Origin of the sequence: Acinetobacter sp. 'aerobic (ED)' (assembly GCF_904886855.1) — a bacterium.
GTDB lineage: Bacteria > Pseudomonadota > Gammaproteobacteria > Pseudomonadales > Moraxellaceae > Acinetobacter > Acinetobacter courvalinii.
In genome coordinates this window covers 495506-508275 of sequence record NZ_CAJHGI010000004.1, presented here as the reverse complement: position 1 = coordinate 508275, position 12770 = coordinate 495506, and the positions used below count along the sequence as shown (strand labels likewise).

The 12770-nt window shown below is 43.9% G+C and carries 9 protein-coding genes; 5 read left to right on the top strand and 4 right to left on the bottom strand.

Annotation, left to right across the window (positions count from 1 at the left end; translation table 11 throughout):
- Positions 1 to 58: 58 nt before the first annotated feature.
- Positions 59 to 1666 (bottom strand): phosphoethanolamine transferase, encoded by a 1608-nt coding sequence (locus tag JO943_RS11145; protein ID WP_202740792.1) that lies wholly within the window; start codon positions 1664 to 1666, stop codon positions 59 to 61.
- Positions 1667 to 2004: 338 nt separating this feature from the next.
- On the opposite strand from JO943_RS11145, the gene JO943_RS11140 reads away from it, so the two are divergent.
- The 3 genes from JO943_RS11140 (at position 2005) to JO943_RS11130 (ending at position 7412) form a co-directional block, all read left to right on the top strand.
- Positions 2005 to 5109 carry an efflux RND transporter permease subunit gene (locus JO943_RS11140; RefSeq protein ID WP_202740791.1) on the top strand — a complete coding sequence of 1035 codons (3105 nt, stop codon included), beginning with the start codon at positions 2005 to 2007 and terminating at the stop codon, positions 5107 to 5109.
- A gap of 293 nt (positions 5110 to 5402) precedes the next feature.
- Positions 5403 to 6740, top strand: coding sequence for a magnesium transporter (gene mgtE, locus JO943_RS11135; RefSeq protein ID WP_202740790.1), 1338 nt, complete (start codon positions 5403 to 5405; stop codon positions 6738 to 6740).
- Between the two features lie 78 nt (positions 6741 to 6818).
- Positions 6819 to 7412, top strand: a complete 594-nt coding sequence (locus JO943_RS11130) for a DUF4112 domain-containing protein (RefSeq protein ID WP_202740789.1) — start codon at positions 6819 to 6821, stop codon at positions 7410 to 7412.
- Positions 7413 to 7470: 58 nt separating this feature from the next.
- On the opposite strand, the gene htpX is transcribed toward JO943_RS11130, so the two are convergent.
- On the bottom strand, positions 7471 to 8376 hold the full coding sequence (gene htpX, locus JO943_RS11125; RefSeq protein ID WP_005231873.1) for a protease HtpX: 906 nt from the start codon (positions 8374 to 8376) through the stop codon (positions 7471 to 7473).
- 217 nt (positions 8377 to 8593) lie between these two features.
- Entirely contained in the window at positions 8594 to 9463 is an 870-nt protein-coding gene (locus JO943_RS11120) for a lytic transglycosylase domain-containing protein (RefSeq protein ID WP_032883281.1), read from the bottom strand.
- Between the two features lie 497 nt (positions 9464 to 9960).
- Here JO943_RS11120 and ttcA point away from each other — a divergent pair, with 497 nt between their 5' ends.
- The gene (gene ttcA / locus JO943_RS11115; protein ID WP_004774851.1) at positions 9961 to 10866 is read left to right on the top strand and encodes a tRNA 2-thiocytidine(32) synthetase TtcA; all 906 of its coding nucleotides are present in this window, start codon (positions 9961 to 9963) and stop codon (positions 10864 to 10866) included.
- A 196-nt stretch (positions 10867 to 11062) separates the two neighbouring features.
- Complete coding sequence (locus JO943_RS11110) at positions 11063 to 11446, top strand: SCP2 sterol-binding domain-containing protein (protein WP_005231862.1); 384 nt, start codon at positions 11063 to 11065, stop codon at positions 11444 to 11446.
- A 55-nt stretch (positions 11447 to 11501) separates the two neighbouring features.
- Here the strand turns inward: JO943_RS11110 and JO943_RS11105 are convergent, their stop codons facing one another.
- Entirely contained in the window at positions 11502 to 12611 is a 1110-nt protein-coding gene (locus JO943_RS11105; protein WP_005231860.1) for a transglycosylase SLT domain-containing protein, read from the bottom strand.
- Between the last annotated feature and the right edge of the window lie 159 nt (positions 12612 to 12770).

Below are 12770 nucleotides of genomic sequence, written 5' to 3'. Positions count from 1 at the left end.
GAAATCCAGTTTGAGCTTGTGTCTAAACTGGATTCAAAAACAAAGAGATAATGAAGAGCTATTTCTTCCAATAAGGCCAGTTGGCTTCTGGTGTGAAATGATAATTGTCATCTAACCAGTAAGTTTGAGATGGGGAGGATTTGTCTTTAAGTCCCATAAGGTGCAGCAGATTATTGTCCAGTTCCGCAGTATTCAAGGTTTTTTCTTTATCTACACCTGTGCTGTGTAAGCCATCTGACCACATGATTACAGGGACCTGATAACCTGCTCTGGTATTTGGGCTATGACCGGCATAATCAATTTCATGTCCGACTTCATTGCCATGATCAGAAACCACGGTAAAGGATCTAAAATCAGGTGTCGCATCTGCTCTTAAATCATCCAAAAACTGGCTCAGTAATGAATCTTCATACAAGACTGCATTATCATAGTCATTGCGCAGTGAACGAATCCACGGATCAATGTCCCGATTTTTGAGATCAGTTTCGACAGCATCGTTGCTCTCACTTGTAAAGCGGTTAAATGCTGCTGGATAGCGCTCTTCATAGTTTGGATGGGCGCCAATCAGATGGAGAATAATCAGTTTTTTCGGTTCAGGATCTGCCAGCGCCTGTTGATAATCAGGAATGAGTGATTCATCCAACGAGGTGCTGCTGCGTCCCGAACGCTTATTTTTATAGACTGCTTTATCGGCATAGGCACCGAATAAAGAAGATAAATAGGTATCATCCTGATTACTGAGCCAGTAAATTTTATATCCCGCAGCCCGGGCATAGGCCAGAATACTTTCTGGTGAATATTGATCATGTTGTGAAGCCGGGCTTTCGGTTAACAGTACACGTAATGCATTGATTGTAGACGGTGAAGGAGAGAAAGCATTACAAAAGACCTTGATCTCATTCACGCGTTTTGCCAGTTCAGGCGTGGTATTGCGTGGGTAGCCACAGATACCCAGATTTAAACTGGTTAAACTTTCTGACAGGACCAGTACATGAGTCTGTTTGCCTTTAGCCTGTTCGGTCAGTACCAGATTCTGCTTGGCACTTTTGTCCCATTGCAAATGGACATTTTTATGCTGTTTGATGCGGTCTTTAAAATCCTGGATTTTGGTCTGATACTCCGTCCAGAATACAATTGGATGTACCTTGCGGGAGGGTTTCATCAGATAACTGGTGATCGCCAGCAAGATCAGAAAAATAATACAGCCCCGATAAATTCGGCTATGCCAGAGTCGGCTAAAATGAATCGGTTTAACCAGTTTAAATACGGTAATGCTATACAGGATGACTAAGGTCAACAGACCTGCTCCCACCATAAGCATGGTACCGAGATGAAGCTGAAAAAACTCCAGACTTTCCCGACGGTTAGTATTGGCAAGCGCTTCAATAATGAAATAGGCCTCATTATCACTATTGAACAAAAACCAGGTGCTTGAGCGTAGCAAGGCATCTAACCAAGCCAAAAACCACCAGATGATGGCGAGGAGATACCAATAGATTTTTTGTCGGGTAATGGCCAGATAAACAAACAGTACGCCAGGCAATGATAAACAGCCAAGTCTTAAACCATCAGATAAATTACCGACTGCAATCAGTAAGCCGCCTGTGATCAAGGCGGGCAATAAGATCAACAGCAGAATATTCAAGTTTTTTAAGCTGGCCTTCATATATGCCTAATACAGTATGGGGAGGGGAGATAAACTAAGCGTGCTAATATGGTTTTAAGTCGGGGGTATGTCAATTCAAAATTAAGAAGTATTTGATTGCACAGTAAATTAAATTACCTAACAGTATTAAACTGCTGAATTATTGCAAAGTTAGCGCATTATTTTTTATTGCAAATAACCTGAAATTCATTATTTCTCCGCAATTTACGCTTTTTGAAATGATATGTTAATAGGGATGGTGTTTGCCTGTCAGCTCGGTAATGATCATATTCTGAAAAGTGCCTGTATTTGCCTATCTTTTTGAAAAACTGACTGTTTCACTAATGGAATGAACAGCCATGCTATCTAAGTTTTTTATTCATCGTCCGATCTTTGCCACTGTGCTGGCAATTATTATGATGGCAGTTGGTTTATTCGCCATTCTGAATTTGCCCGTAGAACGTTATCCCGATATTGCACCGCCCCGAATTACGGTATCGGCCAATTATAACGGTGCGGATGCTCAGGCGGTTGAAGATAGTGTGACCCAGGTTTTGGAACAGCAGATTAAAGGCATTGATCACCTGCTCTATTTTAGTTCGAGTAGTGATGCAAGTGGTAGTAGCCGTATCAGTTTGTTCTTTGAGCAAGGCACCGATCCTGATCAGGCACAGGTACAGGTCCAAAATGCAGTCAATGGGGCAATTAACCGCCTTCCTGATGATGTTCAACGTCAAGGTGTGAATGTTCGCAAATCTTTAAGTGATTCCTTTATGGTGATTGGGGTCGGGGATAAGTCTGGCCGATCAACCAATCTGGATATTTCCGATTACATCACCAATAACTTTGAACTCAATCTAAGCCGGATTGAAGGCATTGGCGAAGTCAGTGTGTTTGGTTCGCAATATGCCATGCGCATCTGGCTGGACCCGCAACGACTTGAACGTTATCAGCTTCAGGTGGGTGATGTCCGAACAGCGATTGAAAACCAGAATACACAAGTGGCAGCAGGTGCGATCGGAGCACTACCTGCGGCAAGTGATCAATACCTGAATGCTAAAGTCACTTCAGGCTCGTTGTTACGCACGCCTGAACAGTTTGAAAATATTATCGTCAAAGCCAATGCTGACGGCAGTTTTGTCTATTTAAAGGATGTCGCCCGAGTTGAAGTTGGGGCGGAAAATTATCAGGTGTTTAACCGGATCAATGGTTATCCTGCTTCGGGGCTGTCCTTGTCGCTGACTGTTGGCGCGAACGTGATGCAAGTGGCGGATGCGGTGTATAAAGAAGTTGCCCGTCTGGAAAAAACCTTACCAGAAGGTTATTTTGTGATGTATCCACGGGATGACACGCCATTTGTAAAAGAGTCGATGTCGCAGGTGGTCTCCACCCTGATTGAAGCCATCGGACTGGTGGTACTGGTGATGTTTATCTTCCTGCAAAACTGGCGAGCCACCTTGATTCCTGCCATCACGGTACCTGTGGTAATCCTAGGCACTTTTGCGGTCTTGGCTGTTTTGGGCATGAGTATTAATACCCTGACCTTATTTGCCATGGTGCTGGCGATTGGCTTGCTGGTTGATGATGCGATTGTGGTGGTTGAGAATGTTGAGCGTCTTATGCACGAGCAGCAACTCAGTGCCAAACAAGCCTCGATTCAATCGATGCAGGAAATCAGTGGGGCCTTGGTCGGGATTACCTTGGTCCTGACCGCCGTTTTTATTCCGATGTCCTTTTTTAGTGGGGCGACAGGGATTATTTATCGACAGTTCTCCATCACCTTGGTGGTGGCGATGGGGTTGTCCTTACTGGTCGCCTTGATTCTAACCCCGGCTTTATGTGCCATTTTGCTTAAACCGCAACACAAACAAGCACGTTGGGCTGTCAAATTTAATCAAGGGCTGGACTCTATTAAAACACGTTATCTGAAGGTGTCTAACAAAGTCATCAGCCTGAAAAGCATGTCCCTGATCGGCATTGCTCTCCTGATTGGGATTTTTGTCTGGGTGTATCGCGAATTGCCTAGTAGCTTTTTACCTCAGGAAGACCAAGGAACTTTAGCAGTGCAATTCCGTTTACCGGAAGGTACGCCGATGAGCAAAACGGAAAATGTCGGCAAACAGATTTCTGACTATTTCCTTGAACATGAAAAGGCCAACTTAAACGGGGTAATGGTGATTCATGGACGCAATTTTTCAGGTACCGGACAAAATCTTGGGCAGGCCTTTGTTTCACTTAAACATTGGGATGAGCGCAAGGGCACGGAAAACAGTGCCCAGCAAATTCGTGCGCGAGCAATGCAGTATTTTTCGCAGAATAATCAGGCCCGCATTATGGTGATGATGCCTTCGGTAATTCGTGGGCTTGGAAATTCAGATAAGATCGATTTCTGGCTACAGGATACCAAAGGTTTGGGCAGACAGAGTCTATTAAGCTCTTTTCAGGATTTACAGCAACAGGGCAATGCGCTGGATTCGGTCGAAAATGTGGATAAAAAAGGCAATGATGATCAGGCTGTACTGAATATCAAGATTGACCATAAAGCGGCCATGATACACGGGCTCAACGTCAGTGATATTAACCGCACCTTATCGACCGCGTGGAGTGGCAGTTATATCAATGACTTTATTGATCGTGGCCGGATCAAGCGCGTGTATCTACAAGGCGATGCACCATACCGCTCCAAGCCAGAAGATCTCAATTACTGGTATGTAAAAAATGCCAATGGACAAATGGTGCCGTTTTCGCAATTCAGTCAGATTGGATGGCAGGGAGCGCCACCAATGCTGGAGCGCTTTATGGGCTATCCTGCCATTAGTCTGGAAGCGGATGCTGCGAGCGGTTTTAGTAGTGGGCAAGGGATGCAGGCCATTCAGGGACTGGTCGATAAAATGCCAGATGTCGGCCTGGCCTGGAGTGGACTGTCTTATCAGGAACAGCAATCCAGCAATCAGGCGATCTGGCTGTATCTCATTTCGATTGCCTTTATTTTTCTGTGCCTTGCAGCTCTATATGAAAGCTGGTCTATTCCTTCGGTGGTGATGGCGGCGATTCCTTTAGGGGTCGGCGGAACGATTTTATTCAGTTACCTGTTTGGATTCTCCAACGATATTTATTTCCAGATTGCCTTGCTCACCACTATTGGTTTGTCCTGTAAAAATGCCATTTTAATGGTTGAATTTGCAGCCAGCCTGCAACAACAGGGACAAACCGCACTGCAAGCGGCTTTACATGCCGCAGGATTACGACTACGCCCAATCTTGATGACCTCGATTGCCTTCGGTGCCGGCGTTATCCCGCTGATGTTTTCGAGTGGTGCGGGTGCGTTAAGCCGACAGGCGATTGGTTATAGCGTGTTTGGCGGGGTGGTTTTCGGGACCATTCTGGTACTGATCTTTATCCCGTTTATGTATGTCTTGGTCAGAACGGCATTCAAGCCAAAACCGAAGATTGAAACTGCTTAACCATATTGTTTTACAACAGCGCTAAAATGAACAGTTGCTGGCTTAGTCTAAGCCAGCAACTGTTCATTTTTGTTGAGTAAGTTGAGAATATTCAAAAAAATTTGTAGTATTGCCGTGCCGTATAAACGGTCTAATGAGGTTTGATTGCCTAAATGGACACGCAGAGTTGTAATTTATCCCAGATTACACATTTTTATTTTCATCAAAGTCTGCATGAAGCTTTCTATTTAGCAGTAAACCAATAGGCTGCTTGTAGTTCTTCATTGCAGAGCATTTGTAGTGAAGAGGCTGACATGAGCTACAATAATTTTTTATATTTACTAAGCGACGCACTTAAAAATAACCATATTGAACTTGCACTCGCATCCGTACAGACCTTTCGGGCGGTGGATCTTGCCGATGTCTTGACCCAGCTCTCTGTAGAGCAAAGCCAACAGTTACTTACCCACTTACCTGAGCGTGCCTACGTTTTCTCCTATCTTCCGCCCAATGAACAGGTCAAACTGGCCAAAGCCATGCCTAGACATATACTGGCAGAGATTATTGGAGAGATGTCTTCGGATAAGCGCGCTGATGTCTTCAAGTGTCTGGATCAGGAACAACAGAATGCATTACTGCCTGCCTTAGCGCAGGCTGAAAGAGAAGATATTCGCCAGCTTTCTGCTTATCTGGAAGGAACAGCGGGGGCAATCATGAGTTCTGAATATGCCACACTCAAACCTGATATTACGGTTAAGGATGCAATTAAAATGTTGCGTCTGGAAGCACCCGATACCGAAACGATTTATTTTGCCTATGTACTGGATCAGGCACGAAAAATTCTGGGGGTTTTATCCCTGAAACAGTTAATTCTGGCAGATGAAGAACAGAATATTAATGAGTTGATGGAAACCAATGTGCTGACTGCCTATGTCGATACCGATCAGGATGAGGTGGCCAAGACCATTGCCCGTTATGATCTGTTGGCACTCCCGATTCTTGATCACTACGACATGATGGTCGGGATTGTAACCTATGATGATGCGATGGATGTGGCCAGTGAAGAAGCCACCGAAGACTTCTTAAAAGTCGGGGCGGTCGATGCTTCATCCAAACTCAGCATTAAATCTGCACCGATTTTACAGCTCTACCGGAAACGGGTGTTCTGGCTGGTTTTCTTGGTATTTGGAAGCCTACTGTCCGGCATCGGGATTGCGCATTATGAAGATGTAATTGCGCAGAATCTGGTGCTGGTCTTCTTCTTGCCATTGCTGGTGGGGAGTGGTGGAAATGCCGGCTCGCAATCTTCCACCCTGATGGTCCGTGCTTTGGCGACAGGAGATGTGCAGTTTAAAGACTGGTTCTCGCTACTGGGGCGGGAAAGTCTGGTGGCCCTGTGCCTGGGTGGTACCATGGCGGTGGCTGTTTCGCTACTGGGCTATTTCCGTGGTGACGAAATGGTGGCACTAGTCCTGGCCTTAAGTATGATGGGGATTGTATTGATGGGCTGTCTGATCGGGATGAGTTTGCCGTTTATTTTAAATAAGGCCGGGCTTGATCCAGCCAGTGCATCCGCACCGCTGGTCACTTCGATTTGTGATGCCACCGGGGTGATCGTTTATTTATTTATCGCCTCCATGATTTTATTCTAGGCTGTAATCATAATTGTACCGACAAAACCTAAAAACTACTTTATTCTCAAGGATAAACATCGTTTTTAGGTTGAGCGGATGACTGATTACCCAGAACAAAAAAAACTAACTCAGCAGCAAGCGATTGCAGTCGAGCGTGATTTGGCCAAATTTGCCAATACTATGGACAGTCTGGTCCGCATACCGTTTACCAAGCAGGGCGTAGGCGCGGATGCTGCACTCAGCACGATTCCATTTGCTGGAGATATTGCCGGTTTTATCCTGACCTTATATGCCTTTAAAAAAGCCAGAGACGTTGGCGTACCGCAACATAAGCTCAAAGGTGTGGTGAAACTGGCAATTATGGATATGCTGGTTGGCTTCGTACCGATTGTCGGCACTGTATTTGACGTATTCATCCGCCCCAGCCGCAAGACACTGGAGATCGTGCATGAGCATATTCGGGAAGAGTATCAGGTCCACAGTGATATTCATGTGGTGCATCCATTCCTGCATGAGTCACTTGAGCAAAAACAGAAAACTTCTGCCTTCTGGCGTAATCCTGTGGTGAGCTGGATCTGGTTACGCATTCCCGATTTATTGGGCATCGCAGTGGTGATGTTACTGGTGCTGGCAGTGTGGGCAGGTTTCAGTTATCTGTGGCAATTTTATCAATCTTTCCAGACACGCTAGTCTTTAGGCAAAAAATAAAGCCTCCATGATGGAGGCTTTATCATGAATCTGATACTGATTATTGAACGTTTAATTGCTGCAATGCCGCAACACGTTGTTCAATGGTTGGGTGGGTCTGGAATAAAGCCGCTAAGCTAAAGCCTTGTTCCTTACCTTCCGCGATTGCAAATGCTTTCATTTCTTTCGGCATTTGATCTGGCATTTCTGACTCTGCCTGTAAGCGAAGCAGGGCAGAAATCATGGCCTGTTTACCTGCTAAACGTGCGCCAGCCTCGTCTGCGCGATATTCACGTTGACGAGAGAACCACATCACGATGGCAGAGGCCAAAATACCGAAGACGATGTCGAGTACAATGGTAATGGCAAAATAAGCAAGACCGGGTGCTTCACCATCTTCGCGACCAAATACGTTACGGTCGATGAAGTCACCTGCAATACGTGCAAAGAACATCACGAAGGCGTTGACCACACCTTGGATCAGCGCAAGAGTCACCATGTCGCCATTGGCAACGTGACCGATTTCGTGCGCCAGTACGGCACGAAGTTCATCTTTGTTCATACGCTCGAGTAGGCCTGTTGAAACAGCTACTAAAGCATCATTTTTATTCCAACCTGTCGCAAATGCATTGGATTGGTAAGAAGGGAAAATACCCACTTCAGGCATGTTAATACCTGCACGTTGGGATAATTGTGCCACTTCTTGTAATAACCAAGCTTCTGCTTGACTACGGGGTGCATTTGGGTCAATTAATTCTGTCCCAGTGGTTTTTTTAGCCATCCACTTTGACATGAATAGGGAAATAATCGAACCCACCATACCAAAGACAAAACAGACGACCAGTAGGTTGCCTAGATTCAAGCCACCCGCGCCATGGTAACTACCGACACCGAAGAGTGACAAGATAATGCCAGCTACAACCAGTACCGCGAGGTTGGTTAGCAAGAACAAACCAATCCGCATCATTGAGAAAACCCTCTTATAAAGAAAAAGTGATCTGATTTATAAATTATAAATCATAACGCTAATATGCAGGGCGAACCCTAAAAATTCAAGAAAAAAATCGGTGCAGATACATTTAGCCAATAAAATTATGAACTGGCTGTGAAACAGGGACTTAAATGCGATTTTGTCTAAAAAACAGCAGGAAAAATCATGCCATGAGAATACACAGCCTGAATTGTCAGTTGCTTAGACGGATTCGGGCAGTTGCGGTGGCATTGGCGGTGGTATAGGTTCCCGATGGCGCATCGGTAAAGGTCCCATCTGCCAGTGTAATGATCTGGCGATTGTAGGATCTAGGGGCAGGTGTGGCTTCAGCAATATTATTGGATGATGAGGAATAATTCGCAGATTGCGCCAGTACCTGAGTATTGCTGCTGTTTGATTCTGTAAACGTGCCTAAGCCTGAAGCATAAAGATTTTGGTAACGGCTGGTAACACGACGGACGTAATCCTGAGTTTCACGAAATGGCGGGATACCGCCGTATTTATCGACATTGCCTTCACCGGCATTATAAGCCGCAATCGCCAGTTGGGTATTACCATTAAAGCGTTTCAGTAACCAGCTTAGGTACTTTGCACCGCCAAAGATGTTCTGTTGCGGATCATAGGCGTTACTGACATTAAAACGGCGTGCAGTGGCTGGCATCAGTTGCATTAAACCTTGTGCACCGACTGGTGAACGGGCTTTGATATTAAAGCCTGATTCGGTATGCATGACAGCTTTAATCAAGCCCTCTGAAATTCCGTGCTGTTGAGCGGCTTGACGGATCAGCTGGTCAAATGCATTTTTATTCCGGCTATAGCTCGGCAGTACAGAAGCTTCACTGGCGCCCCAGTTACTATAGTTATGAATATTACTGTCAGGATAATAAGTGGCTTTGACCACTTTTAGATGACTGTACTCTGCCTTTTTCTTATTGGTGAGTAGTGTTGTCCCATTATCATCTTTAAATTGATAAATGGTCTGCCCAGCATAACTTGATGCTGTCACATTAAAAAAACCGATTGTTCCCAAGCAAACAGCAAAAAAATAAGTTGTTTTGTTCATCGTTATAATATTCGCAAAAGGATGAGCATAAGTTGCATGTGGCAGTTTAACAAAAAAAAGCAAAAAAAGATCTTTTGCTACAATTTTTTTATTTTTTACTGTTAGACAAAAATCAAGTCAATTTGTGCGAATGTTCAGCAAAAAAAATTAAAATATTTATTTTAAAAACTAAGTCTTGACTTATATAAGTTATTGATTTTAAATTGATAAAATGATTGGTTAAAAAATGATCAATTTAATGGGAAGCCTTATTTTAAGATAAAGGCAGTTTGTCAATAGCTAAGAAATCCACAAATTTATCCACAGCTTTTGTGGACAACTGTGGAAAAGTTTGAAATATAAGCAATCTGGGCCAGTTTGACATTTTGTGATCAGAATTTTACCAGTATGAAACTGAAATATGACGATTGAAAGAAATTGAAAAATTCTTTAGATGCGCATTTTTTCGGAATGAGATAAAATCGCGCGGTATTTTTGTTTATGAGTAAATCACGTCTATGTACGCGCCAGTGGAGTCCAACCAAGGATTTAATTTCAAGCCAGAGCTTCCGACAAGTTCGGCGTATTATCGCCTGTTGAAAAAACTTCGTCGTCAGGTGGGGCATGCAATTCGTGATTACAACATGATCGAAGAGGGCGACAAGGTCATGGTCTGTGTGTCGGGCGGTAAAGACAGCTATACCATGCTCGATATCCTGTTGCAATTCAAGCGTATTGCGCCAATCAACTTTGATGTGGTTGCCGTCAACCTGGATCAGAAACAACCGGGTTTCCCTGAAGATGTCTTGCCACGTTATATGGAAGAGAACAATATTCCTTATTACATCCTGGAAAAAGATACCTATACCATTACCAAGCGTTTGACACCTGAGGGCAAGACCTACTGTGCGGTATGCTCACGTTTACGCCGTGGTTCGCTGTATGGCTTTGCGCAGGAGATCGGCGCCACTAAGGTCGCGTTGGGTCACCACCGTGATGATATCATGGCGACCTTCTTTTTGAATTTATTCCATGGTGGCAGTTTAAAAGCCATGCCACCAAAACTTTTGTCTTCGGATAAAAAGAATATCCTGATCCGTCCTTTGGCTTATGTCGAAGAGAAAGACATCATCAAGTACGCGGAATTACGCCAGTTCCCAATCATTCCATGTAATTTGTGTGGTTCACAGGAAAACTTGCAGCGTGCCATTATCAATGACATGTTACGTGAATGGGACAAACAGCACCCGAAACGTTTGCACAGTATTTTTGGTGCATTACAGAACGTTTCTCCTTCGCAACTGGCGGACCGTGAGTTATTCGATTTTGAGGCCCTTGATGGTCAACGCGAGTTTGACATGAAAGATCCGGAAGAGATGAAAAACCGTCTGGACGTGGTCAACCTGAGTTTTGCGGCAGAGTAAAGTATAATTTTTTTTGAAAAGGTACTGGTTAAGTACCTTTTTTTTATAAAAAATTTAAAAATTGAATCCTGCGTACAAAAAATCATAGCCCAAAATAAAAATTACATGCTATAACAGGGCACAAGCAAATTGCTTCATGAGATGTCGTCTGGATAGATGGCACAAGAAATTGAACAAATACATTTGAGGAATAATCATGGCTGCATTTTTAACTGATGATTGGTTTGCAACTGTTGAAAAACTTACTGCTGAAGCTGGTGATTTAAACTTGCCACCTGCGCTTGCGAATTTAGCGATTAACTTGGTTGTAACAGATGCAGCTGGTAATACAGAGCTCTCTTTGGATGCAGGTAAAATCCAGAAAGGTTTATCTTCAAATGCGAAAACAACCTTAAACATGGATGCTGAAACTTTACGTAAAGTATTCCTTGAGTTTGACATGGCTGCTGCAATGCAAGCATTCATGACAGGTAAAATCAAGGTGCAAGGTGATATGTCTCAGCTTATGGCTTTACAAACAGCGAAGCCAAGCCAAGAGCAAAAAGATTTATTCAAGAAAGTGCTTGAGCAAACTGCTTAAATTCTTTCTCCATAAAAAAGCTTACCTTAAGGTAAGCTTTTTTATTGCCTGAAACTTAGACATCAATACGGCTATTGGTTTTGATGTGTTCCAAGTAGGTACGAATCCGCGTGACATATTGTAGCGCTTGCTTATAACGACCATTACGTGCCTGATTGCGTTGCAAGTGATCGTACAGGTTGACCCATTGATTTGGATCCTTACCTTGGGCACGGATACGCTTTTGAATCTGACTGACAGCGCCAGGGCCCATGTTATAAGCCACCAATGCATACCAGTTGCGGTCCGGATAAGGTACATTCGAAAACTGGTCCAGCATCAGATCAAAATACTTAGCACCGCCCTGAATACTCTGGACCGGATCAGAACGATTACTGACACCCATGGCTTGAGCTGTGCTATTGGTCAGCATCATTAAACCACGTACACCAGTGGGAGAAACTGAGGTCGGTTTAAGATAAGACTCCTGATAGCCAATTGCAGCCAGCAAGTGCCAATCTAAATTGTATTTAGAAGCGCTCTGTTTAAAGCTGGCTTTATAAATCGGCAAGCGTTGTTTCAGATCTTTCTGAATGGTTGACCAAGACTCTGGTTTCACCACATTCCGGTTATAAAATGAAGCGAGCTGCTGGGTGGTTCCCATCTGTTTGCTCTGGCAGACATAACCACTTGCGGTTAGAGTGAGCGGATCATCTGCCTGTTTAAATACCCAGTTTAACTGAGGGTTTAAACCATTTTTACTGAGGCTGGCCTGATCGCCACAACTGGCTGAAAAAGAAACCAGTTGTTTGTTCTCAATTGCAGCGAGGTTGGCTGTGGTCATGGCAAGATTGGCTTTGCCCTGAGCCACCCATTTCAATGCCGTGGCATTGTCAGGAACCGTTTTAAAATCAAGTTTTACATTAAGACTTTGCGCATAATTACGCGCGAGATCATAGCCGAAACCATGTAAAAATTGACCGTCATTAAATACTGTGGTTGGGCTTTCAACTGCAACGACAGTGAGTACATTGGTGGTTACAACAGAGTTGTATTGATGCGATTTTTCTGCATTCAAGCTGTTAAAAGGTAAAACCGCAATACTTAAAGCTAATGCTTGGAACGGGAGTGTGGAAGATAAAGAGTTAAGGCTAGGCCTAGACCCAGAACTTGAATTACTGTGCATGTTGTCTCCGCTACAGATAATTTATGCCCTAAAAGTTCAGCAATACACTGCCTTAACTTTTAAAAGTTGATAAATTCAATAAGGGGTGGGCAAGTCATGAACGTCATTCAAAATGACATCGATTAAAGGGAAAAAATGACGCAAATGTTTCACAACATT

Excerpts from the sequence above, each read along its gene's own strand:
- JO943_RS11145 (WP_202740792.1), bottom strand. The coding sequence starts at position 1,666 with ATGAAGGCCAGCTTAAAAAACTTGAATATTCTGCTGTTGATCTTATTG.
- JO943_RS11140 (WP_202740791.1), top strand. The coding sequence starts at position 2,005 with ATGCTATCTAAGTTTTTTATTCATCGTCCGATCTTTGCCACTGTGCTG.
- mgtE (WP_202740790.1), top strand. The coding sequence starts at position 5,403 with ATGAGCTACAATAATTTTTTATATTTACTAAGCGACGCACTTAAAAAT.
- JO943_RS11130 (WP_202740789.1), top strand. The coding sequence starts at position 6,819 with ATGACTGATTACCCAGAACAAAAAAAACTAACTCAGCAGCAAGCGATT.
- htpX (WP_005231873.1), bottom strand. The coding sequence starts at position 8,376 with ATGATGCGGATTGGTTTGTTCTTGCTAACCAACCTCGCGGTACTGGTT.
- JO943_RS11120 (WP_032883281.1), bottom strand. The coding sequence starts at position 9,463 with ATGAACAAAACAACTTATTTTTTTGCTGTTTGCTTGGGAACAATCGGT.
- ttcA (WP_004774851.1), top strand. The coding sequence starts at position 9,961 with ATGTACGCGCCAGTGGAGTCCAACCAAGGATTTAATTTCAAGCCAGAG.
- JO943_RS11110 (WP_005231862.1), top strand. The coding sequence starts at position 11,063 with ATGGCTGCATTTTTAACTGATGATTGGTTTGCAACTGTTGAAAAACTT.
- JO943_RS11105 (WP_005231860.1), bottom strand. The coding sequence starts at position 12,611 with ATGCACAGTAATTCAAGTTCTGGGTCTAGGCCTAGCCTTAACTCTTTA.